The following is a 22,289-nucleotide window of genomic DNA, read 5'->3' on the forward strand; positions in this document are numbered from 1 at the left end:
ATGAGGCAGACGCTGTTTATCCTGGCCCTGCTGAGCAGTGCCTCGGCGCTGGCGCAATCTCCGGTTCCGGTTATCAACGACGCCAACATCGACAGTTCCGGCGCGCAGTACCAAGGCAACTTCAGCGTTAACCAGGCCGCCGGCGATCAACAGCAACAAGCCAACGCCCGAGCACTTGCCACCGGGCACGAGGCCGCTGCTAGCACGCAAATTCGCCAGCGCCAGCTGTCCATCGTCGACCCGAACATGGGCGCCAGCGCCAGCATCCAGGGCAACGCCTTCAGCCATGGTAACGGCGCCCTGGGCGTCAACCAGAGTGCCGGCGCTGCAACCCAGCAGGCCAATGCCCTGCGCATCAGCATCAGTACACAACCGCAAAGCATCGATGACAGCGTCCTGCTGCAACAGAACGTGGCGCTGATCAACAGCTCCGATCCATCTGATACCTCACCCGGCTATCGCCAGGTCACCACCGGTGACCAGGCATTCACCGGTAGCCGCGGGGTCATTCAGCTGAATCAGAGCGCCGGGGTGGGCAACCAGACGGCAAACACCCTGAGCGTTAGGGTCGCGAACTGACCCAGACAGGTAAAGAACAACACTTAACCTAAAAGACGGAGAAACACCATGAAACCCTCGATGGCAATCAAGCCTCTGGTTTTCGCAATTGCTGCGGTCATGGCTGTTGCTGCACAAGCGGATCAGAACAATCGTCGTGGTCACGACAACCATAACAACCACCACCGGCAAATGGACAGGGCGGTCTACACCAGCGCCACCGCTGAAGCGACCGACTCCCAAAGAAGCACCGGCAACACCATTCGTAACGAAGGCACCATCAACGAAGCTGAAATGAGCAGCTCCGGCACCGGCGCCAGCGGCAACGTAGGTGTCAACGTGGCCGCCGGTAACGGCAACCAGCAGGACAACGCTGCGGCCATCGCCAACACTTCGTCCGATAATGCCGACATCGACAACAGCTTCGTGTTCGGCACCTCCACTGCTACCGCTGAAGTTACCCAGCGCAGCAACAACAACACTGTCAACAACTGGTCGACGCAGAGCTCTGCGGTCATGAGCGGCTCGGCTGACGGCAGCAGCGGCAACATTGGTATCAACATCGCTGGCGGCGACCTGAACCAGCAGAAAAATACCATGGCCATCGCCAACAACGCTGCGGCTATCGGTAACTCGAGCGCCACCGCCTCGGCCGATCAGAACGGCCCTGGTCTGGAGGTGAACAACCGTGCCGACCGCACCTACACCATCGACACGCTGAGCTTCACCACTTCTTCGAGTGGTTCGGCCTCGCGTAGCGGTTCGTTCGATGCCAGCGTCGACAAGAGCTCCAGCTCGAGTTACAGCGCATCGGGCAGCCAGAGCGCCAGTGCCAGCGGCAGCAAAAGCAGCAGCTCCAGCGGCTCTAGCAGCATGACTGCCAGCGGCTCCAACAGCAGCAGCTCCAGCGGCAGCAACAGCATGAACGCCAGCGGCTCCAACAACTGGGCTGCAAACGGCTCGTCCAGCCGCGACCACAGCTCGTCCTCCAACACCACGGTTAGCGCATCGCTCGATGCCAGCGCCAATGGCAGCGCATCGTCGTCGCAAACCTTCGGCAACTTCACTCGCTCGCGCAGCTCGGACTTCGACGCATCGCTCAGTGCATCGCTGGATGCATCGATCGACAAGTCGCATGACTCGTCCAGCAACTCGTCGTTCGACAAGTCGCTCAGCTCGTCCTTCGACAGAGCCTATGACTCTTCGTATGACCGTAGCCATGACTCGTCCTATGACAAGGCTCGCGATACTTCCTACGAGAAGGCCAACGCCTCGGCTTGGGAAAAAGCCAGTGCCTCGGCCTACGACAAAGCCGGCGAAAAAGCTTCGCAGTCGTCGGACAGCATCTCGAAGAGCTTCAGCGAGTCTAGCGAGTACGCTCTGAGCAACACCGTGTCGTTCCAAGTGCTGACCCCGACCGGCTGGGCCAACCCTGTGACCAACACCGCTACCCTGAGTGGTTCGGTGAACGGTGGCAGCGGCAACCTGGGCGTGAACGTGGCAGCAGGTGTGGGCAACCAGCAAAGCAACTCGCTGGCCATCTCCAACACCTCGATGTAACCACTGCGGTCTGGAGGCTCCCTTCGGGGAGCCTCTTTCTAACAAGAACATGGCAGGGGGCGTCGAACATGCGCATTATCGCCTTGGCAATTCTGTTGTGCATCGCCAGTGTCGGCGAAGCCTCGCAGATGCCGTTGTCCGTGCTGCCGGGTGGTGCAGTGATCTACAAACCGATCCAGAGCATTCGCGAACGCAAGTTCGCCGACCTGGTGCAACAGAAGACCGATTTCAGCTGCGGTGCAGCGTCGCTGGCGACCATCCTGCGCCAGGCCTACTGGCTGGATGTGGATGAACACCAGGTGATCGAGGGCATGCTCGCCCACGCCAACGAAGACCTGGTTCGTACCCAAGGGTTTTCCATGCTCGACATGAAAAAGTATGTGGAAAGCCTGGGCATGCGTGCACGCGGCTACAAAGTAGCCCCCGACACCCTGCACAGCATCCGCATTCCAGTGGTCGTGCTGTTGGATATCCGTGGCTACAAGCATTTCGTGGTGATGCAGAAGGTCGACAGAGGCTGGGTGTACATCGGCGACCCGGTGCTCGGCCACAAACGCTTCAAGCTCGATGATTTCGTCAAAGGCTGGAACGGCATCATCTTCGCTGTCATCGGCCAGGGCTATGACAAGAACAATGTCCTCCTCGACCCACCGCTGCCGCTGAGCGCCAAGAACCGCATCAGCAACTTCCAGCCGGTGCAGGACGCAGAGTTGATGGACTTCGGTTTCATTCAAAGCGACTTCTTCTAACGACCTTCTTTTCATGAAGAAGGGAAAGACGCTCCGGGAGACCCCCATGAAGACTTCCCTGTGGCTGGCAGTCATATGCCTGGCCGCCAGCCTGCCGACCCAGGCAGAAACATTGAAACCGATCGAACTGAAGGATCAGGAACTGGCGAACCTGCGCGGGCGCTACGTGATGCCTGGGCGAATCGTCAGCTTCGGTGTCGTCATGAGCAGTACCTGGCAGAACGCCAATGGCGAAGTGATCGGTGCGACCTCGACGATGCAAGTTCAGCAATCGACCATCAAACCGCAGTTCTATGTCTCGATGATCGATGAAAAAGGCACTGGCAGCGCACGAACCAGCAGCACCGGTACCGGTACCGTCACTGGCGGCAGCGGCCTCAACACCACCGAGGGCGTGACCCAGGTGGTACGCGCCGCCGGTGACTTCAACACGGCCCACAACAATGTCGACATCAACGTCACCAAGGGCAACGAAGCGCCTGCCAGCCAACCACAGGGCCAGGCCCTGGCGGCCGGCTCCACCCTGGTGGGGTCCAACGGCGCGGGCTCGATGAGCGTGTCGTCCAGCAGCGCTGGCGTGCAGATGAACATCGTTGCCAACGGCAACCAGGGCAGCAGCCTGCAGCGCCTGGGCGAAGGTGGGCTGATGCAGAACACCACCCTGCTCGGCTCGAGCAACCGGGTCAGCAACCTGACTTCGCTCAATGTGGTGTTGCGTGACAGCGCGCCGATGGCCGGGTCCATGGGGGCCAATCTTGAGCAGCTCAAAGGCCTTCGCAATCTCGGATACTGAACTACGCTCATGTCTCATCGTATGTAGTCAGAAGGGACGGCTAATCCATGCACCGTTTGTCGACGTTCAGAGCTATCGTTTGTATTTCAACACTGGCCCCGGCCACTCTGCTGCAAGCGGCAACCGACCCTCAGGTCGAAGCACTCAAACAGGAACTGATTGCGCTGAAACAGCGCTACGAAGCCCAACAGAACGCACTGATGGTGCTTGAACAACGGCTCAAGCAGGTCGAAGAGGCCCCCGCTCAGCCAGCACCGAAGCGCCTGACCAAGTCCCCCGCGGAGGGGGTAAAAGGTGGCCAGACGGTGGCCACCGGCACACCAGGCAACAGCGGCAGCTCCTACGGGCAGTCGTTGCAGGACAACTCGGAGCCGGCGCAGAGCGTGTCAAACCTGTACGACGAAGCGAGCGGCTTCTTCGGTGGCGGCAAATTCAGTGTCGAAACCGGCCTGACCTACACCCACTACGATACCCGTGCGCTGACCCTCAACGGTTTCCTGGCGCTGGACTCGATCTTCCTCGGCAACATCAACATCGACCGCATCAAGGCCGACAACTGGACCTTGGACCTGACGGCACGCTACAACGTCGATCAGCGCTGGCAGTTCGATATCAACGTACCCATCGTCTATCGTCAGTCCACCTACTCGTCGGGCGGTGCAGGTGGCGCTGCGGGCACTACCAACGACGAATCGGTGACCCGCGACCCCGCCATCGGCGACGTCAACGTGGGTATCGCCTACAAATTCCTCGACGAGGACGAAACCTGGCCCGATGCCGTGGCCACGCTACGTGTGAAGGCACCGACAGGCAAGGACCCGTATGGCATCAAGCTGATCCAGAGCCCTGGCAACGACAACCTGGCGGTGCCGGAAGACCTGCCGACCGGCAATGGTGTCTGGTCGATCTCGCCAGGTATCTCGCTGGTCAAGACGTTCGACCCGGCCGTGCTGTTCGCCAGCCTGCAATACACCTACAACATGCAGGACTCGTTCAGCGACATCAGCCCGCAGGTCGACACCAAGGTGCCAGGGGACGTGAAACTGGGTGACTCCTGGCAGATCGGCGGCGGTATCGCGTTCGCCCTGAACGAAAAGATGAGCATGTCGTTCTCGGTGACCGACCAGTTCTCCAGCAAGAGCAAGATCAAACCCGACGGGGGTGATTGGCAGTCGATCACCAACAGTGACTATAACGCGGCCAACTTCAACGTCGGCCTGACCTTTGCCGCCACCAACAACCTGACGATCGTACCGAACTTGTCGATTGGCCTGACAGATGATGCACCGGACTTTTCCTTCAGCCTGAAGTTCCCGTATTACTTCTGACCGTCGGGGCGCATCGCGCCCCAATTGGTTACCAACCTTGTAGTCAACGGCTTTCCGGGGATCGGCCTGTTATCATCGCGCACATATTTGTGACGATTTCATGGCAAAAAGGAAAGTTTTCGTGAATAACCTGCAAGGCCCACCACGTACCCGGCTTCTCGCCTTGGCAACCCTGGTGCTGGTGATTCCACTGCTCGTGCGCGCCCTGCTGGGCTGGTCCAGCCCGTATGGCTACCTGTCGGACCTGGCGCTGGGCAGCCTGCTGGTGCTGGTGTTGCATCGCCGCGCGTGGTGGCTGGCGCTGCCGGTTCTGCTGGCCTGGGCCGCGCTTTGGGTAGCTTCGGCCGAATTGGTCAGTGCAGTCGGCAGGTTGCCTAACAGCGCCGACCTCGGCTATTTGTTCGATCCGCAGTTCATGGAAAACTCCACCGGCGGCGGCCTGGCCCATGCCTGGCTGCCCGTATTGCTGGCGGGCGGCCTGCTGGCTTGGCTGGCGAGCGCCTGGCACAGCCGCAGGCAATCTGGTGAGAAACTCCCGCGCAAGGCCTGGGCCGTCCCGGCGCTGCTGTTCGCGGCCCACTGGGGCAGCCAGCACCTGGCACCCAGCGACGCCGACCAGTGGCGCCAGTACAACCTTCCCCATCAGTTGCTGACTGCCGCCACCGGCGACCTGCAGCGCAAGGTCCAGCACTGGGCCGGTCAGACGCCCATCGTCACGCCGCTACCCAGTGCAGGCCTGACCCAGCATGACCTGAGCGGGCAATCGCTGCTGACTGCGCCGGGTCGCGCCCGCAACCTGCTGCTGATCACTTTGGAAGGCATCCCGGGCGCCTACGTGCGCCCCAACCGCCAGGCCCTGCACAGCCGTTTCGACGAAGACCTGATGCCCAAGCTCAGCCACTGGGCCGAACGTGGCATGAACACCCCCGACTACGTATTGCATACCCACCAGACCATCCGCGGCCTGTATGCGATGCTGTGCGGCGACTACGACAAGCTGGCCAACGGCACGCCGAAAGGTGTCGAACTGCTCACCCAGCAACAGCGCAACCAGGCCTGCCTGCCGGCGCAGCTGCGCCAGGCCGGGTTCACCACGCACTACCTGCAAGGCGCCGGCCTGCGCTTCATGGCCAAGGACCGGATCATGCCGCATATCGGCTTTGACTCGGTGCACGGGCTGGAGTGGTTCAGCAACAACAACTACCTGGAATTCCCGTGGGGCAAGGATGATCGGGCCTTCTTCGAAGGCGCCCTGGATTATGTCGGCCAGTTGCGCCAGCAGGACCGCCCTTGGATGCTCACCCTGCTCACCGTGGGCACTCACCAGCCCTACTCCGCCCCCGAGGAATACCTGCAGCGCTACGACACCGCCAAGCAAGCGGCGGTCGCCTACCTCGATGATGCAATCGGCGCCTTCCTGGACAACCTCGATCGCCAGGGCGTGCTCAAGGACACCCTGGTGGTGATCACCTCGGACGAATCCCACGGTATCGACGGCGTGCGCCTGGCCTCGTCCTGGGGCTTCAACCTGACCCTGGCACCCGAGCAGGCAGAACTGCCGCGCATCAAGAACGGGACCTACGGCCACATCGACTTGGCCACCTCCCTGCTCGACTACTTTGCCCTGCCAATCCCGGTCGCCCTTGGCGGGCGCTCGCTGTACCGTGATTACGACAGCGGCCGGGAGATGATTTCCTACACCAACGGCATGCTGCGCTACCACGACGGCAAGGGCATCTTCACCGAGTGCGACTTCCAGCAGCGCTGCCGCCGCTACGACAGCCCGGGGTTCATCGCCGACAAAGCCCGCTATCTCGGCCCCGGCGACGGTACCCTCGGCGCACAGATCGGCGCGCTGGCCGGGGTGCTCGACCAGTCCCTGCTGCAAACACCACTCAACCTGCGCTACCAGTTCGGCGGCCCGTCCGCCATCCAGTTGCAGGCACGCATTCGCGACGACTGGGCAGACAACCTGATCGGCGCACAGTACCTGGAAATGCCCGAGGGTTCGCACACCCGGGTGCGGATCAAAGTACGTTCGCTGGACCCTCAACACGCCGCCTATATCCAGCTCAAGGCCAAGGAACTGGAGCAGGATGTACCGCTGGGGTTGCCCGAAGAGATCCGGGTGACGGCCGACAAACCGCTGGAAATGGAATTCGGCTTCGATAACCCGACTATGCGCAAGGCGTTTTCCTTCCACTTGCTCGGTTATGGCGGCGGCGAGGTCGAGGTCAGTGACTTCAGCGTGATCACCGCGCTACCGGGCGAAGAAGAGCCGCTGGAAGACTTGTCTGACGGGCATATCGCCCAATCCAGCTGATCAACGGATCTGGTGCTTGTGCAGCAGCCGGTAGAACGTCGGTCGTGATACCCCAAGCGCCTTCGCGGCAATGCTCATATTGTTGCTGTGCCGGTCCAGCACATCGCACAGCGCCTGGCGCTCCGCCCGGTGCTTGTAATCTTCCAGCGTGCCCAGGGGCTGCTCTTCCTGCTCCAGTCCCTGCAGGCCAAGGTCCTGGGCCTCGATCTGACGCCCTTCGGCCAGCACCAGCCCGCGCCTGACCCGGTTGGCCAACTCGCGCACATTGCCCGGCCAGTTGTGGCGCCCCATCGCCGCCAGCGCGTGGTCGCTGAATGACCGCGGCCTGCGACCTGTTTCCAGGCTGTAGAAGTGCGAAAAGTGGTTGGCCAGCATCGACAGGTCGCCATGGCGGTCGCGCAGCGGTGCAGTCACCACCTGCAGCACGTTGAGCCGGTAGTACAAGTCTTCGCGAAAACGCCCATGCTCGATGGCCTTCTCCAGGTCCACATGGGTGGCCGCCAGTACCCGCACATCCACCGGTATCGGCTGGCTCCCCCCTACCCGCTCGATGTGCTTTTCCTGCAGGAAACGCAGCAAATTGGCCTGCAACTCCAGGGGCAGGTCGCCAATTTCGTCAAGGAACAAGGTGCCGCCATGGGCCGCCTCGATCCGCCCTACCTTGCGCTGATGGGCGCCGGTGAAGGCGCCTTTCTCATGCCCGAACAACTCGGACTGGATCAGGTTCTCAGGTATGGCCCCACAGTTGATGGCGATGAACGGCATTTCGCTACGCTGTGATTGGCGGTGCAACGTGCGCGCCACCAGTTCCTTGCCGGTGCCGCTCTCGCCGCGGATCAGCACGGGGGACTCCGTAGGGGCCAGCTTGCCGAGCAATTTGCGCAATTCCAGGATCGGCCGGCTGTCACCGAGCAGCTCATGTTCCAGCCCATCCACCCTCACCGCGCCCTTGCCACGCAGGCGAGCCATGCCGAACGCCCGCCCCAGCGTCACCAATACGCGGGAGAAGTCGAACGGCAAGGTGTGAAAGTCGAAAAACCACTCGCAGACAAAATCACCGACATTCTGCATGCGCAACTGCTCGGCGTTGAGCACGGCAATCCACTCGGTGTTGCTGCGCTTGATCATGTCCTTGACCGCATCAGGATGGCGCAGGTGCGACGCCTGCAGGCGCAACAGGCCAATATCACAACGGTGCTCCAAAGCCTGGTCCAGGCTACAGCTGTGAACCTCCCAGCCGGCGCTCTCCAGGCCGGGTAACAGACGGTGACAATCGTCGCAGGGGTCGACGATGAGCAAGCGACGCAGGGCGGCAGTCTCGTGCATGACCGTTCCTTGGCGCCAATTGTTGGTTTTTTATGTGAAAACAGTAAGTTGCGGCGCCGAATTAACAGTAGCAACGAACTTGACGCCGCCCACGACCGTCTGTCTGCCGGATTCTGCACGGTCAGCACCGTTCGGGAATTTTTCATATTTATTGGCGTCACAGCGGCGCCGGGAAATAAAAAAATTTGTAACTCGCAAAAAATTTACACGCGCTGTGTGACTCCACCCCTAACTTGGAGCATCAGTACGAGTAACCCCGCGCTGCGGATCGCGATAACACCTGAAGCGACGTAGCAGTTACGCGGACCTAATTTCGATGTTTGGGACCATAGAGAGACCGAACCATGAATGCACCGCTGCGTGTCAACGAGGCACTGCTGATTGCCGACCACGCCTTCGAACCCTTCCAGTGCGTTGCCTGGGATGCGCCCAACGGCACCGGCGAGCTGAGCCTGGCGGTGATCGACCGGACCAGCACCCGTATCGGCAGCAAACAAGTATCGTCGCGTATCTATTCGGACCCTGCACAATGGGCCAGCCTGATCGAGGAAGTACGTGCCGAACTGTGCCAGAAAGGTTATGACCTGCAGCCCTGGTCGATGCCGAAGTAATATCGCTGCGTCCCTGCAAGTGCGTGCCCGGCACGCACTTGAGCAACTTTTCATCCCCCTCCAGGCAACTTTCTTATTGCGACAAAGTGTCGCGCCTATCCCTTTCGCCTAACTCACTCCATTACCTTGAATTGCTCAAGATGCTGATAGTCGGCCTGTAGTTCCGTGGCCAACTGTTGTGCCCGGCCCAGGCGAACTGGCGCCAATTCCATGTCCACCAATACGGTGGCGCATGGCATGGGGTGCACGGCCTGCCAACGCTGCAGGCGACCATCGGTGAACACCAGGCAGCGCTGCAACTCATGGGGATGGGCTTTCTGCCGGGCCTGCAGCCAGCGCCGTGCCTGCTCCAGTGCTGCGATCAAAGGCGTGCCGCCGCCAGCCCCCAGGGCCTGCAACCAAGGCTGCAAGCTTGCCGACGCCTTGAGGCCATGGCGCTGCCATTGCGGTGCACCACCGCTGGCCGTCAGCAGGGCAAGACGGGCGCGTTGCCGATAGGCCTGGTCGAACAATTCGGCCAGCAGGCCCTTGCACTGCGCCAGGGCCTGATGACGCCGTGTAGAAGCCGAGGCGTCGACGATCACCAGCCATAGTTCGTTGGCCTGGGCCTGGCGCTGCTGCCAGCAAAGGTCCTGGCGCAGCTTCGGGCGCCCCTTGAGCAAGGTCGGCAGCCAGGCCACCCGGCCAGAGGATGCCCCACGGGCGCGGCCACGGCTGGCACCCGCCAGTTTTCCGGCACGGGGCATGGCATCCGCCACCCTCAAACCTGGTTGGCGGATGCTCAGGGCTTTTTTGCCCAGTTCGGCACCTCTCGCCTTGCACCGCTGCTGACAGGCTGCGCGGGCAGCGCGCCCCAATCGCCCTGCCCGCCTTCGCCCTGCCGGTCGCTGCCGTCCGCTGCGCCGGGTGGCGCAGTGGCTGGCGCATCGGGCGCGGTACGCCGGCGATGGCGCAAGGCAAATTCGGCGACGGCGTCGACATCACCCTCCTCGATCGCCTGGCCACCGCGCCAGGCGCAATGGGCGCGGGCCGCGCGCAGCCAGACCAGGTCGGCACGCAGGCCATCGACGCCGGCGGCGAAACAACGCTCGGTGATCCAGGCCAGGGCCTGATCGTCCAGGGCAATAGCCGCCAGCCTCTGGCGCGCCGCCTGGCAGCGCGCGCGCAGTTGCGCCTGGGCGCTGGCCCACTGCTCGCAGAACGCCTGCGGGTCGCTGTCGAAGGCCAACCGCCGGCGAATGATCTGCTGGCGTGCCTCCGGGGCTGGCAGGCCATCGAGCGCCACATTCAGGCCGAAGCGGTCGAGCAGCTGCGGGCGCAACTCGCCTTCCTCGGGGTTCATGGTGCCGATGAGGACGAAACGGGCACTGTGCCGATGGGAAATACCGTCACGCTCGATGCGGTTGGTGCCACTGGCGGCCACATCCAGCAACAGGTCGACCAAGGTATCGGGCAGCAGATTGACTTCATCGACATACAGCACGCCGCCATCGGCGTGGGCGAGCACGCCAGGGGAAAACTGCGCCTTGCCTTGGCCGAGCGCGGCATTCAGGTCTAGCGTGCCGACCAAGCGCTCTTCACTCGCCCCCAGCGGCAAGGTCACGAACGGGCCCTCGCCCAGCAAGTCGGCCAGGCCGCGAGCCAGGGTACTCTTGGCCATGCCGCGTGGGCCTTCGATAAGCACGCCACCGATCTTCGGGTCGATGGCGGTCAGGCACAGGGCCAGTTTGAGGTCCTCGGCACCGACCACGGCTGCCAGTGGAAATTGTACGGGTTCACTCATTTCAAGCCTGTTCCTCGCCGTCGAGCAACTGCTCCTCAAGCGCCTCGCGGTACTCACCGGGGGCTTCCCAGAGCCCGCGCTGCTGGGCTTCCAGCAGGCGTTCGGTGAGGTCACGCAGGGCCTCGGGGTTGTGCTCGCGCATGAAGTCGCGGGTCGCCGGGTCGAGCACGTAGGCATCGGCCAGCGACTGGTAGTGATGGTCGTCGATCAGGTGCGTGGTGGCGTCGAAGGCGAACAGGTTGTCGACGGTCGCAGCCAGCTCGAACGCACCCTTGTAGCCATGGCGTTTCGCCCCGTCGATCCATTTCGGGTTCAGGGCACGGGCACGTATTACGCGGTTGAGCTCTTCCTTCAAGGTACGGATCCGCGGCCGGTCGACCTGGCTGTGGTCGCCGTGGTAACTGGCCACCGCCCCACCGGACAGGGTCTCCGATGCTGCCAGCATGCCGCCCTGGAACTGATAGTAATCGTTGGAATCGAGCAGGTCGTGCTCGTGGTTGTCCTGGTTCTGCAACACCGCCTGCACCTGGCCCAGGCGCCGGGCGAACTGGGCGCGCGCCGGGGTACCCTCATCGCTGGCACCGTAGGCGTAGCCGCCGTGGTTGAGGTACACCTCGGCGAGGTCGTCTCGGCTGTGCCACAGGCGGCCATCGATGGCGTTCTGCACGCCGGCACCGTAGGCGCCAGGTTTGGCCCCGAACACCCGCCAACCCGCCTGGCGCGCCGCCTGTTCGGCATCCACGCCCTGCGCCTGCAGGCTGGCGCATTCGCTGCGCACCCGTGCGGCCAGGGGATTGAGGTCGTCCGGCTCGTCCAGTGCCGCCACGGCCTGCACCGCCGCATCGAACAGGCGGATCAGGTTGCCGAAGGCATCGCGGAAAAAGCCCGAAACACGCAGCGTCACGTCCACCCGTGGGCGGTCGAGCAGGCTCAGCGGCAGGATCTCGAAGTCGTCGACCCGCTGGCTGCCGGTGGCCCACACCGGGCGCACGCCCATCAGCGCCATGGCCTGGGCGATGTCGTCGCCACCGGTGCGCATGGTTGCCGTGCCCCACACCGACAGGCCCAGCTGGCGCAGATGGTCGCCATGGTCCTGCAGGTGCCGTTCGAGGATCAGGTTGGCCGAGGCGAACCCCAGGCGCCAGGCCGTGGTGGTCGGCAGGTTGCGCACATCCACGGTGTAGAAGTTGCGGCCGGTGGGCAATACGTCCAGGCGGCCGCGGCTGGGTGCGCCGCTGGGGCCGGCCGGTACGAAACGCCCGGCCAGCGCGGCAAGCAACCCATTGATTTCTGCCGCACCGCACGCATCCAGGTCCGGTGCGACCTGCTCGCGCAGGGCAGTTATTACCTCGTGCACCGGTTGCCATTCGGGCTGCTCGGGCAGTTGCGCATGCGCCTCCAGTGCCTGCTCGATGATGCTCAACGCAAGCAGCTCAAGGCGCTCGCGGGTATCACCAGAGGTGCGCCACGCGCCGTCGTTCACGGCCTGCAGCAGCGCCGGCCGTGGCCCTGACCAGGCCTCACCGAGGTCGCAATCAAGGGGATCGAAGCCCAGCGCCAATGCCTTGGCCAGCGCCCGCAACAAGCTGGCATTGCCACCGCGGCCATCGCCACGCTCCACGCGCAGTAAGGCCAGCAAGGTATCGATGCGCAGGCGGGCCTGCGGCGACTGGCCGAACACATGCAGGCCATCACGAATCTGCGATTCTTTTAGGTCGCACAAGTAAGTGTCCAGGCGCGGCAGCCAGACGGCGGCATCGTCCAGCTGGCCTTCCAGCTGCAACTCACGGTCGATATGGTTGGCCTTGACCAGCTCCAGAATGTCGCGCTGCAGCTCACGTGCGCGCCGCGGGTCGAGCAGCTGGGCTTCGTAGAATTCGTCCGCCAGCTGCTCCAGGTGGCGCAGGGGGCCATAGGTTTCGGCGCGAGTCAGCGGCGGCATCAGGTGATCGATGATCACCGCCTGAGTCCGGCGCTTGGCCTGGGCGCCTTCGCCCGGGTCGTTGACGATGAACGGGTAGATGTTCGGCAGCGGGCCGAGCAGCGCGTCCGGCCAGCATTGTGCGGACAGGCCGACGCCCTTGCCGGGCAGCCACTCCAGGTTGCCGTGCTTGCCGACGTGGATGACGGCATCGGCAGCAAAGGCATGGCGCAGCCAGAAGTGAAACGCCAGGTAACCATGGGGCGGCACCAGGTCCGGGTCGTGGTACACCGCGCTGGGGTCGACCTGGTAGCCACGCGCCGGCTGGATGCCAACGAAGGTCAGGCCAAAGCGCAAACCGGCCACCATCAGGCGGCCTGCGCGGTACATCGGGTCCTGCTCGGGCGGCCCCCACCGCTCCAGCACGGCCTGGCGGTTGGCCTCGGGCAGGCGCTCGAACGCTGCCCGGTAGTCCGGCAGGCTCAGGCTCTGGGCGCAGGGGCGCTGGTCGAGGTGCTCGAGGTCGTTGGTGACGCCGCCGAGCAGTTGGTGAATCAGTTGTGTGCCGCTGCCTGGCAGCTCCGCGAGCGGATAGCCCTCAGCCTGCAGTGCCTTGAGGATGTTCAGTGCGGCAGCCGGGGTGTCCAGGCCGACGCCATTGCCAATGCGGCCATCGCGGGTCGGGTAGTTGGCCAGCACCAGAGCCACGCGCTTTTGCCCATTGGGCAGGCGCGCCAGTTCGACCCAGCGCCGTGCCAGCTCGGCGACGAAGTCCATGCGCTCGGGGTGCGCGCGGTAGCAGACCACGTCGGACTGGCTGCGCTCGCTGCGCCAGGCCATGTCCTTGAAACTCACCGGGCGGGTGATGATTCGCCCGTCCAGCTCCGGCAAGGCGATGTGCATGGCCAGGTCGCGGGCACCGAGGCCCTGCTCGCTGGCCTCCCATCCGGGTTGGTTGTCCTGTGCGCAGATGGCCTGCAACACCGGGATGTCACGGCGGAACGGACGCAGGTTGGGGCGTTCCGGACTGGACAGGGCAAACCCTGTGGTGTTGATCAACACCTCTGCGCCCACTTCGTCCAGCCAGGCCTCGACTTGCTCCAGGCAGGCGCTTTCCTTGAGGCTGGCCACTGCGATGGGCAGCGGGTTGAGGCCGGCGGCCTGCAAGCGCTCGCAGAACACGTCGATGAAGGCGGTGTTGGCGGCCTGCAGGTGGGAACGATAGAACAGCAATGGCGCCACCGGGTGTTCGGGGTTCCACTGGCTGTACCAGTCCTCTAGCAGCGCACTGGGTTTGCGCGGGTGATACACCGAAGTCCGCGGCAAAGGCTGCGGTTCGTCCCAACGGTAATCGCGCCCCAGCCACTGGCTGGCCAGGCATTTGAACAGGTTGACAGCGTTGCTCTTGCCGCCCTGGCGCAGGTAGTGCCAGAGGCGCTCTGCCGGCTCGCCGGTGACTGTCCCGAGACCGGTCAGCTCAGGGTCCGGGCGGTCATCGCCGGGGACCAGAATCAGCTGCACGCCCCGTGCCGCCAGCTCGACCAGTTGTTCGACGCCATAGCGCCAGTAACCGACACCGCCGTGCAGCGACACCAGGATCACCTTGGCATGGCACAGGACCTCGTCGACATACAGGTCGACCGAGGCATGGTTCTGCACTTGCATCGGGTTGGCCAGGCGCAGGCTGGGGAAATCGTCCGGCAGTTGCTCGGCGGTTTCGGCGAGCAATGCCAGGTGCGAGTCGCCGCTGCAGAGAATCACCAGGTCGGCGGGTGTCTGGCCGAGGTCGGCGATGCTGTCGTCCGGCACGAAGCCGCCGGGCTGGGTCCGCAGCAGGTGCATGGGTCAGGCGCCCAGGGCCTGGCGCAGGCGCGCTTCCAGTTGCGTGGCGTCGAGGTCCTGGCCAATCAGCACCAGACGGGTGATGCGTGGCTCGTCGGCGCGCCAGGCACGGTCGAAGTGCTTGTCGAAACGGGTACCCACGCCCTGCACCAGCAGGCGCATCGGCTTGCCGGGGATGGCCGCGAAGCCCTTGGCGCGCAGGATGCCGAACTCCACCACCAGCTGGGTCAGGGCATCGAGCAGCAGGCTTTCGTCGGCTTCGGGCAGGTCGATGGAGATCGAGTCGAAGGCGTCGTGGTCGTGATCGTCGTGATCATCGCCGTCATGGTGGGAATCGTGGTGAGTACGACGGCCATCGATGTGCGCCTCGGACTCCGCGCCCACGCCCAGCAGTACTTCCAGCGGCAGCCGGCCGCTGCTGGCTTCGATCACCTTGACCGCCGGTGGCAGCTCCTCGGCCACTTCGGCACGGACCTTGGCCAGGCCTTCGGCGTCGATCAGGTCGGCCTTGTTCAGCACCACCAGGTCGGCGCTGGCCAGCTGGTCAGCGAACAGTTCGTGCAGCGGCGATTCGTGGTCCAGGTTGGGGTCAAGCTTGCGTTGGGCGTCGACCTGGTCCGGGTAGGCGGCGAAGGTGCCGGCTGCCACGGCCGGGCTGTCGACCACGGTGATCACCGCGTCAACGGTGCAGGCGTTGCGGATTTCCGGCCACTGGAAGGCTTGAACCAGGGGCTTGGGCAATGCCAGGCCGCTGGTTTCGATGAGGATGTGATCGAGGTCGCCGCGGCGTGCGACCAGTTCGCGCATTACCGGGAAGAACTCTTCCTGCACGGTGCAGCACAGGCAGCCGTTGGCCAATTCATAGACGCGGCCGCTGGCTTCTTCCTCGGTGCAGCCGATGCTGCATTGCTTGAGGATTTCGCCGTCGATGCCAAGCTCGCCGAATTCGTTGACGATGACCGCGATGCGGCGGCCCTGGGCGTTGTCGAGCATGTGGCGGAGCAAGGTGGTCTTGCCCGAGCCGAGGAAGCCGGTAACGATGGTGACGGGGAGCTTGGCCAGTGTTTTCATGTCGCGTTGCCCTTGGCAGGTTGGCGCGGGCACACGGGACGAAAGCCGCAGGCCAGGCCGGCCGGGCTTGTTCGCCACCGGATCACCCCGCCCGGTTGAAAGTCGAATTCGGCTCGAGGCAGGTCTCCTGGCTTGCACCGCTCCAGCTCTTGGCAGCAAGAAACTGGCGGGATGACGCCTTCCCGCGCGCGGCGCAGTGGCTGTGTCGATCCATTGTCGGTGCTTACAGTTGCGGGGGCAGCCGCGGCTTGTACCGCGTTCCCGTCTTAGCTTCGGCAGGGCCGAAGAACCTCGAAGTCGCAAGGCTACGCGGGGGTGGGCGGGGGGTCAACTGGTGCCCGCCGAAAACCTTGCAGCGCCTGTCAGATCGCGCGCCGCCCGCGCGGCGCATCGCGAGCTTTGCTCGCTCCTACGTTTGTTTCGGGCCAGTTAACCTGTGGGATTTTCGCGCGAATCCCTTGGCGCATGTCTCGATATCGCGTCGTACAAACAAGGCGGTCGCGCGCGTGTCACAGGCATTATTGGCCAAAAACAAACGTAGGAGCGAGCGAAGCTCGCGATGCGCCGCGCGGGCGGCGCTCGATCTCAAAGGCACTGCAAGACTACCGGCGAACACCTGCCAGCCCTCACACAATCACAAACCAAGCATCCATGGAAAGGAACCAGCGGCACACGCCAATGCCTGATGCTGTGCCAATTTTCAACTTATCTATATATGTTGTATCCCTGCTGCCCCCTTCAAAACGGAGCCGGCATGAAGAAAACCCCGCTAAGCCAACGCAAGGACGATCACCTGGACATCGTGCTGACCGGCACCCCCACGCACGCCGTAGACCCCGGCTGGTCGGCGCTGCGCTTCGAGCACTGCGCATTACCCGAAATGGCCCTGGACGACGTCGACCTGAGCACCGAGCTGTTCGGCTGTGCCCTACGCGCCCCGCTGCTGATCAGTTCCATGACCGGTGGCGCCGAACGCGCACGCTTCATCAACCAGCACCTCGCCGAAGCCGCCCAGGCACTGGGCATCGCCATGGGCGTCGGCTCGCAGCGTGTGAGCCTGCGCAGCAACCAGGACCAAGGCCTGACCGGCGAGCTACGCCGCCTGGCACCGGATGTGCCGCTACTGGCCAACCTCGGCGCCGCCCAGTTGCGAGAGGCCGACGGCCTGGACCTGGCGCGCCGCGCAATCGACACCCTGCAGGCCAATGCCCTGATCATCCACCTGAACCCCCTGCAGGAAGCCGTACAGCCTGAAGGCGACCGTGACTGGCGCGGCGTACTCGAACGCATCGAAACCCTGACCTCCCAACTGCCCACGCCAGTGATCGCCAAGGAAGTCGGCGCAGGCATTTCACCCAGCGTGGCGCGCATGCTGTGTGACGCAGGTGTAGCCATGGTCGATGTCGCCGGTGCAGGCGGCACCAGCTGGGCAGCCGTAGAAGCCGAGCGCGCCGGCAACGCCGCCGAGCGCGAGGTCGCCCTGGCGTTTGCCGACTGGGGCATCCCGACCGCCCAGTGCCTGCTGGCGGTACGCCGTGCCGTGCCGGAAATCGGCCTGATCGCCTCCGGCGGCGTGGCCAACGGCGTCGATGCCGCCAAGGCCATTCGCCTCGGTGCCGACCTGGTGGGCCAGGCAGCCCATGTACTGAGTGCAGCGATGATCTCCACCCAGGCAGTGGTGGAGCATTTCGATGTTCTCCTGCGCCAGTTGCGCATCGCCTGCTTCTGCACCGGCTCGCGCAACCTTGCGCAACTGCGCCGGGCACGCTTGCTGGCAAGCAACCTGACACCGCCATGAGGCATGCGGCTGTGGCATGATCAGCGGCTCCCTTCCTGCGGGCCCCTGTGCATGCTGATCGACGAAGAACTGACCCTGAAAAAGCTCGAGACCTTCCTCGCCTTCATGCGCAGCGGCAACCTCGGCCGCGCCGCCGCCGAGCTGTCCACCAGCGCCGTCAGCGTGCACCGCGCCATCCACTCCCTGGAAAGCGCCCTGCGCTGCCCGCTGTTCAAGCACGAAGGCCGCCAGCTGATCCCGCTGGAAAGCGCCTACGTGCTGGAGAAGAAAGCCCGCCAACTGATTCAGGACGCCGAGCAGATGGTGCGCCAGACCCGCGAGGCCGCCGGTTTCTACGCCGAGCGCTTCCGCCTTGGCGCGCTGTATTCGCTGACCGTGAAGACCGTGCCAAAGCTGGTGATGGGCCTGAAGCTGCGGCGCAGCGAGCTGAACATCGACCTCACACTCGGCTCGAACATAGACCTGCTGCAACGCCTGAAAAACCACGAGCTAGAAGCGATCCTGGTGTCGCTGGACGAAAGCGTGGCAGACCCGGCCTGCGAGCAACTGCCGCTGTTCTCCGACGACATCTTCCTCGCCGTGCCAACCGATTCACCGTTCGCCGAGCAGCAGGAAGTGGACTTGGCAGACCTCGCCGACTCCACCTTCATCACCCTGACCCAGGGCTTCGCCACCCACCGTGACGGCGCACGGGTGTTCCAGCAGGCCGGATTCGAGCCGAAGGTGGCGATGCAGGTGAACGACATCTTTACACTGCTGAGCATGGTCAGTTCGGGGGTGGGGTTTGCCCTGCTGCCAGGGCGGATCGCAGCGGTCTATGAGAACCGCGTGAAGCTGATTGCGCTGCAGGCGCGGTATCGATTGCAGCAGCATATCGGCGTGGTGTTTCTCAAGGCCCGGGAGCGGGAGCCGAATCTGCTGGCATTGTTGGCTGAATGCCGGATGTACAGCCGCGAGGCCTGATACTGCCCAACCTGTCAGTTCTGCCAGTGGCGGCATACTTCGCGGGAAGACATGCTCTTGCCTGGTATTGGAGCATTACTCACGGTGGTTTACGACCTCAAAGCACTTATCCTCTAGCCCGCTCCAGTTGCTGGACCGCATGCTGAGGTACACCTGCTATGGATCTGACTCGGTTGACGGAAGGGGACCGTCACTCTTGAGATTCAACGGCGAACGCATGGAAACCTGGGCGAATTACTATTTTCTGGGTCAGGGATATCGGCTGTACAGTGCCGAATTGATGCGTTTCAACTCTCCCGACAGCGTTAGCCCCTTTGCAAGCGGCGGGCTGAATGCCTATGCCTATTGTGCCGGGGATCCTGTTAATTATCGTGATCCGGATGGCCACATGCCGTCTCGCTTGCCTAATTATTCTCCTCAACAGCTGAGTCGTAGCCTGCCCCCGAGCCCGATTCGAAGTGGGAGCGTAACGCCCAGTCGAGCGCGGACTCGTAGCTTAAGCTCGAGCCCACAACCAGACTGGCAAAGAGGACGCGGCGCTGGTGCGAACCCAAGCCTTGGAGGAAGTGTTCGAACCAGCCCCCCGAGCTCATTGGGGTCCAACGCCTCAAGCCCAAATCCGGAACTACTAGGTTCACCAGAAACACCTGGTACGCCACCACGCGCCGAACATCTACATGTAGAGATTGGTGGTCGCAATAATCAAGTGCAACCTGAACAACTCATTGCCCGTCTCGAAATGTTGCTCTCTGATCAGGGGCACCGAGTCCAGTCTGATCGTCGCCCCGATGCTCTTGGACTGGTAGTGCCCCAAATACGTGAATCAACGCCAGTGTCTCGCTGAGTGAGCCAACAGGGACCGTAGAACGGCCCCTGATCTTCAACCTACCAATCCCCGCACGCAAAAGTACAGAATCGAGGGCCCCATCAAACACCCCAATCCGGTATGGAAGGTGGCAGTCAGCGCACCGTAGGGCACCAAGCGCCGGTCAGTAGCCGCGAGCCCCGCTGTCACACCCGACACAGTCCCCGCCAACCCACCAAACACCATCGCCGAGCGCGGGTTGTCCAACGCCAGCAGCCGGGCCGACACCGGGGTGAACACCATCACCAGAATCGCCTTGATCAACCCGGTGGCAATCGACAGCGCCACCACATCCGAACTCGCCCCCAGCGCCGCGCCCGTCACCGGCCCGACGATGTAGGTCACCGCCCCGGCGCCGATGGTGGTCATGCTCACCGCATCCCGGTAGCCAAAGGCATAGGCCACCGCGCAACCGACGATAAACGGCAGCACCGTACCCAGCAGCAGCGATACCGCACCAATCAACCCGGCCTTGCGCGCCTCGGTGGCCTGCACTTCGAAGGCCGTGGCGACGATGGCGAAGTCGCGCAGCATGGCCCCGCCCATCAAGCCGATACCGGAGAACAGCGCCATATCCGCCAGGCCCTTCTGCCCACCGGTCACGGTACCTCCAACCCAGGCCAGCACCAGGCCGATGACGATGGCGATGGCCGAGCCGTGCACACGGCCAAACGTCAGGTATTTCGACAGCAGCACCGACAACCACATGATCCCCCCGACCACCGCAAAGGCAGTGATCAGGCCGTTGTGTTCCAGGGCATTGTCAATGATTGGCCACATGATCAGCGCCCTCCTGCAGGGGCGGCCTGCGAGTTGGCAACTTCGGGCGCATCGGGCGCCGGCAAGGGTTCGCCGCGATGGCTGCGGCTGATCACGGCAATGGTCAGTCCACACACCAGCACCGCACCGATCGCCGCCAGCAGCGCCACCGGCCCGCCGTGCAGGGCGGTGACCACGTTCTGCTGGGCGGCCATGGCCACCACCACCGGGATGTACATGGCGCCCCAGAAGCCGACGCCGAACTCGCACTCCTTGCTCATGCCACCATTGCGGTGCATGTACAGCCGTGCGCAGATCAGCAGGATCATGGCGATGCCGACCCCGCCCACATTGGATTTGACACCCAGCAGCACGCCCAGGAAGTCGCCGACGATAACGCCGGCCAGCGTGCACACCGCCAGCAGAGCCACACCATAGATGATCATTGTTGTTGTCCTCAGCTTGAGTCGAAGTTGCTTGTTGTTGTTCTTCGAATTGCAGCGCCGTCATCGGTTGTCGGCCACCTCCTGGCGCAACAGCGCGTCGACGGTATCCCAGCGGGTGGCTTGGAGGGCAACCACCCTGCCCTGTTCGAACACCGGGCGGGCCAGGCCGCTGAGCACGCTGCCCGGCGGCATTTCCAGGTGCAGACGCACGCCGCGTTCATAGGCGTTGCGCAACGTGGCACGCCAGTCGACCAGCCGGGCCATGTTGCCGGCCAGGTCATCGCGCAGGCGCTGTGGATCGAAGATCGGCCGCGCACTGCTGCCACTCAGGTAGGTAATGCTCGGGCGCCGCAGCTCGACGCTGGCGAACGCACCCGCCAGCTCGGCAGCCGGACCGTCGAGCAATGCGCAGTGGGACGGCACGCTCACCGCCAGGCGCCGGGCCACGCCCTGACCACGCCCACGAGCCCTGGCGGCGACCTCGGCCATGGCGGTGTCGCTGCCGGCGATGACGATCTGGTTGTCGCTGTTGAGGTTGGCCAGGTACACCTCGCCGCCCACTTCCTCCAGCAAACGTTCGACACTGCTCAAGTCGAGGCCGCTGAGGGCGGTCATGCCGTAACCCTGTGGGTAGGCCCGTTGCATCAGCTCGCCACGCAGGGCCACCAGGCGCACCGCATCGGCAAACTGCAGTGCCCCAGCCGTCACGGCAGCGGGATAAGCACCGATGGACAGGCCGGCCACATAGTCCGGTGCCGGGCTGCGCTGCAGCAGCCAGCGCGCCCAGGCCACCCCGGCCAGCAGCAGGCAGAGCTGCACGGCACGGGTCGACTGCAACGCCTGATTGCTGTCGAGCGCCGCGACCTGTTCACCCAGCGCATCATTGGCCTCCTCCAGCAGCAGCGTGGCGCCCTCGGGCAGGCGCTGCAGCATGCCTGCCTGTTGCGCTCCCTGGCCAGGGAAGGCGAACAGACTGCTCACGCTGCACACTCCAGCGCATCCCATGGGTCGGCTACCAGGCGTGCGCCCTGGGCTGATTTCAGCAACACCCGGCGCGCCAGGCCAGCCCACTCGCGCAGGGCCACGGCACCGGCTGGCGTCTGCAGTTGCACATCGATACGGCACGGGCCGCAATCGAGAATATCCAGCAACTCGCGCGCCTTGGCCCGGGCCATGAACTGTGGCGTGCGCACCAGCAGATCGAGGTCACTGTCGCCATGCACGACATTGCAGCCGGTGGCCAACTGGTAACCGACGCCTCCCGTCGGCCCCCAGACCAGCCCGCAGGCATCGAGCACGGGTGCCACCGAGACCAGCGCCCGCAAGGCTGGCCAGGGGCTCTGCCCCGCCCAGCGCAATGCCTCGGGGCTTAGCTGCCGCTGGATATCGCGCACGCGCATCTGCACACCCAGGCGCTGCTCACGCCCCTGTCCGCGCACACCCACCGCCACCCAGCCGCTGGCGCAGGCGGCACGCCGCACCACCACCGGCTGCCCGGCTGCCAATGCCTGAACAGCCCAGGCAGGCGCGTCGGCAGGCAGGTCGGCCGGGGGCATGCCCCAGAGCAGGTCATGTGGCTGCGGCAGGTTCATC

Annotated in this window: 19 protein-coding genes and 1 riboswitch; of the genes, 10 read left to right on the forward strand and 9 right to left on the reverse strand. The window is 63.9% G+C overall.

What is annotated here, in order from left to right; genetic code table 11:
• The 6 genes from C2H86_RS27095 (at position 1) to C2H86_RS27120 (ending at position 7,311) form a co-directional block, all read left to right on the forward strand.
• Positions 1 to 579, forward strand: a complete 579-nt coding sequence (locus tag C2H86_RS27095) for an adhesin (protein ID WP_159410703.1) — start codon at positions 1 to 3, stop codon at positions 577 to 579.
• Positions 580 to 627: 48 nt separating this feature from the next.
• Positions 628 to 2,118 carry a heme utilization protein gene (locus C2H86_RS27100; protein WP_159410704.1) on the forward strand — a complete coding sequence of 497 codons (1,491 nt, stop codon included), beginning with the start codon at positions 628 to 630 and terminating at the stop codon, positions 2,116 to 2,118.
• A gap of 68 nt (positions 2,119 to 2,186) precedes the next feature.
• A complete protein-coding gene (locus C2H86_RS27105) occupies positions 2,187 to 2,867 on the forward strand; it encodes a C39 family peptidase (RefSeq protein WP_159410705.1) in 681 nt (226 codons plus the stop codon).
• Positions 2,868 to 2,913: 46 nt separating this feature from the next.
• Positions 2,914 to 3,660, forward strand: a complete 747-nt coding sequence (locus tag C2H86_RS27110) for a hypothetical protein (RefSeq protein WP_159410706.1) — start codon at positions 2,914 to 2,916, stop codon at positions 3,658 to 3,660.
• A 47-nt stretch (positions 3,661 to 3,707) separates the two neighbouring features.
• Positions 3,708 to 4,988 (forward strand): hypothetical protein, encoded by a 1,281-nt coding sequence (locus tag C2H86_RS27115; RefSeq protein WP_159410707.1) that lies wholly within the window; start codon positions 3,708 to 3,710, stop codon positions 4,986 to 4,988.
• Positions 4,989 to 5,088: 100 nt separating this feature from the next.
• Positions 5,089 to 7,311: an LTA synthase family protein gene (locus C2H86_RS27120; protein WP_159410708.1), complete on the forward strand. Its 2,223-nt coding sequence runs from the start codon at positions 5,089 to 5,091 to the stop codon at positions 7,309 to 7,311.
• On the opposite strand, the gene C2H86_RS27125 is transcribed toward C2H86_RS27120, so the two are convergent.
• On the reverse strand, positions 7,312 to 8,637 hold the full coding sequence (locus tag C2H86_RS27125) for a sigma-54 dependent transcriptional regulator (RefSeq protein WP_159410709.1): 1,326 nt from the start codon (positions 8,635 to 8,637) through the stop codon (positions 7,312 to 7,314). It lies immediately after the preceding gene.
• Positions 8,638 to 8,981: 344 nt separating this feature from the next.
• Between C2H86_RS27125 and C2H86_RS27130 the strand changes: the two genes are divergently transcribed.
• Complete coding sequence (locus tag C2H86_RS27130; protein ID WP_027919312.1) at positions 8,982 to 9,248, forward strand: hypothetical protein; 267 nt, start codon at positions 8,982 to 8,984, stop codon at positions 9,246 to 9,248.
• Between the two features lie 113 nt (positions 9,249 to 9,361).
• Here C2H86_RS27130 and C2H86_RS27135 read toward each other — a convergent pair whose 3' ends face one another.
• Genes C2H86_RS27135 through cobW form a run of 4 tightly spaced genes read right to left on the reverse strand, consistent with a single transcriptional unit; the run spans position 9,362 to position 15,865 of the window.
• Entirely contained in the window at positions 9,362 to 9,994 is a 633-nt protein-coding gene (locus C2H86_RS27135) for a vWA domain-containing protein (RefSeq protein ID WP_159410710.1), read from the reverse strand.
• Between the two features lie 35 nt (positions 9,995 to 10,029).
• Entirely contained in the window at positions 10,030 to 11,031 is a 1,002-nt protein-coding gene (locus C2H86_RS27140) for an ATP-binding protein (RefSeq protein WP_159410711.1), read from the reverse strand.
• 1 nt (position 11,032) lies between these two features.
• On the reverse strand, positions 11,033 to 14,794 hold the full coding sequence (gene cobN, locus C2H86_RS27145) for a cobaltochelatase subunit CobN (protein ID WP_159410712.1): 3,762 nt from the start codon (positions 14,792 to 14,794) through the stop codon (positions 11,033 to 11,035).
• Between the two features lie 3 nt (positions 14,795 to 14,797).
• A complete protein-coding gene (cobW, locus tag C2H86_RS27150) occupies positions 14,798 to 15,865 on the reverse strand; it encodes a cobalamin biosynthesis protein CobW (protein WP_159410713.1) in 1,068 nt (355 codons plus the stop codon).
• Between the two features lie 100 nt (positions 15,866 to 15,965).
• A riboswitch (cobalamin riboswitch) is annotated at positions 15,966 to 16,175 on the reverse strand.
• Between the two features lie 444 nt (positions 16,176 to 16,619).
• Between cobW and fni the strand changes: the two genes are divergently transcribed.
• The 3 genes from fni to C2H86_RS28865 all read left to right on the forward strand — a co-directional run bounded on the left by fni (position 16,620) and on the right by C2H86_RS28865 (position 19,470).
• Entirely contained in the window at positions 16,620 to 17,663 is a 1,044-nt protein-coding gene (gene fni, locus C2H86_RS27155) for a type 2 isopentenyl-diphosphate Delta-isomerase (protein WP_159410714.1), read from the forward strand.
• Between the two features lie 51 nt (positions 17,664 to 17,714).
• A complete protein-coding gene (locus C2H86_RS27160) occupies positions 17,715 to 18,626 on the forward strand; it encodes a LysR family transcriptional regulator (protein ID WP_159410715.1) in 912 nt (303 codons plus the stop codon).
• Positions 18,627 to 18,765: 139 nt separating this feature from the next.
• Complete coding sequence (locus tag C2H86_RS28865; RefSeq protein WP_159410716.1) at positions 18,766 to 19,470, forward strand: RHS repeat-associated core domain-containing protein; 705 nt, start codon at positions 18,766 to 18,768, stop codon at positions 19,468 to 19,470.
• Positions 19,471 to 19,506: 36 nt separating this feature from the next.
• Here the strand turns inward: C2H86_RS28865 and madM are convergent, their stop codons facing one another.
• Genes madM through C2H86_RS27185 form a run of 4 tightly spaced genes read right to left on the reverse strand, consistent with a single transcriptional unit; the run spans position 19,507 to position 22,288 of the window.
• On the reverse strand, positions 19,507 to 20,271 hold the full coding sequence (madM, locus tag C2H86_RS27170) for a malonate transporter subunit MadM (protein ID WP_159410717.1): 765 nt from the start codon (positions 20,269 to 20,271) through the stop codon (positions 19,507 to 19,509).
• Between the two features lie 2 nt (positions 20,272 to 20,273).
• Complete coding sequence (gene madL, locus C2H86_RS27175; protein WP_159410718.1) at positions 20,274 to 20,696, reverse strand: malonate transporter subunit MadL; 423 nt, start codon at positions 20,694 to 20,696, stop codon at positions 20,274 to 20,276.
• Between the two features lie 60 nt (positions 20,697 to 20,756).
• Entirely contained in the window at positions 20,757 to 21,677 is a 921-nt protein-coding gene (gene mdcH, locus C2H86_RS27180; protein WP_159410719.1) for a malonate decarboxylase subunit epsilon, read from the reverse strand.
• Complete coding sequence (locus C2H86_RS27185; protein ID WP_159410720.1) at positions 21,674 to 22,288, reverse strand: malonate decarboxylase holo-ACP synthase; 615 nt, start codon at positions 22,286 to 22,288, stop codon at positions 21,674 to 21,676. Before C2H86_RS27185 ends, mdcH begins: the two co-directional genes overlap by 4 nt.
• Position 22,289: the final 1 nt, after the last annotated feature.

This window comes from Pseudomonas putida (assembly GCF_009883635.2).
Lineage (GTDB): Bacteria > Pseudomonadota > Gammaproteobacteria > Pseudomonadales > Pseudomonadaceae > Aquipseudomonas > Aquipseudomonas putida_W.

Bases quoted from the DNA above. Each gene is read 5' to 3' on its own strand.
- C2H86_RS27095 (WP_159410703.1), top strand. From the start codon at position 1: ATGAGGCAGACGCTGTTTATCCTGGCCCTGCTGAGCAGTGCCTCGGCG.
- C2H86_RS27100 (WP_159410704.1), top strand. From the start codon at position 628: ATGAAACCCTCGATGGCAATCAAGCCTCTGGTTTTCGCAATTGCTGCG.
- C2H86_RS27105 (WP_159410705.1), top strand. From the start codon at position 2,187: ATGCGCATTATCGCCTTGGCAATTCTGTTGTGCATCGCCAGTGTCGGC.
- C2H86_RS27110 (WP_159410706.1), top strand. From the start codon at position 2,914: ATGAAGACTTCCCTGTGGCTGGCAGTCATATGCCTGGCCGCCAGCCTG.
- C2H86_RS27115 (WP_159410707.1), top strand. From the start codon at position 3,708: ATGCACCGTTTGTCGACGTTCAGAGCTATCGTTTGTATTTCAACACTG.
- C2H86_RS27120 (WP_159410708.1), top strand. From the start codon at position 5,089: ATGGCAAAAAGGAAAGTTTTCGTGAATAACCTGCAAGGCCCACCACGT.
- C2H86_RS27125 (WP_159410709.1), bottom strand. From the start codon at position 8,637: ATGCACGAGACTGCCGCCCTGCGTCGCTTGCTCATCGTCGACCCCTGC.
- C2H86_RS27130 (WP_027919312.1), top strand. From the start codon at position 8,982: ATGAATGCACCGCTGCGTGTCAACGAGGCACTGCTGATTGCCGACCAC.
- C2H86_RS27135 (WP_159410710.1), bottom strand. From the start codon at position 9,994: ATGCCCCGTGCCGGAAAACTGGCGGGTGCCAGCCGTGGCCGCGCCCGT.
- C2H86_RS27140 (WP_159410711.1), bottom strand. From the start codon at position 11,031: ATGAGTGAACCCGTACAATTTCCACTGGCAGCCGTGGTCGGTGCCGAG.
- cobN (WP_159410712.1), bottom strand. From the start codon at position 14,794: ATGCACCTGCTGCGGACCCAGCCCGGCGGCTTCGTGCCGGACGACAGC.
- cobW (WP_159410713.1), bottom strand. From the start codon at position 15,865: ATGAAAACACTGGCCAAGCTCCCCGTCACCATCGTTACCGGCTTCCTC.
- fni (WP_159410714.1), top strand. From the start codon at position 16,620: ATGAAGAAAACCCCGCTAAGCCAACGCAAGGACGATCACCTGGACATC.
- C2H86_RS27160 (WP_159410715.1), top strand. From the start codon at position 17,715: ATGCTGATCGACGAAGAACTGACCCTGAAAAAGCTCGAGACCTTCCTC.
- C2H86_RS28865 (WP_159410716.1), top strand. From the start codon at position 18,766: ATGCTGAGGTACACCTGCTATGGATCTGACTCGGTTGACGGAAGGGGA.
- madM (WP_159410717.1), bottom strand. From the start codon at position 20,271: ATGTGGCCAATCATTGACAATGCCCTGGAACACAACGGCCTGATCACT.
- madL (WP_159410718.1), bottom strand. From the start codon at position 20,696: ATGATCATCTATGGTGTGGCTCTGCTGGCGGTGTGCACGCTGGCCGGC.
- C2H86_RS27185 (WP_159410720.1), bottom strand. From the start codon at position 22,288: ATGAACCTGCCGCAGCCACATGACCTGCTCTGGGGCATGCCCCCGGCC.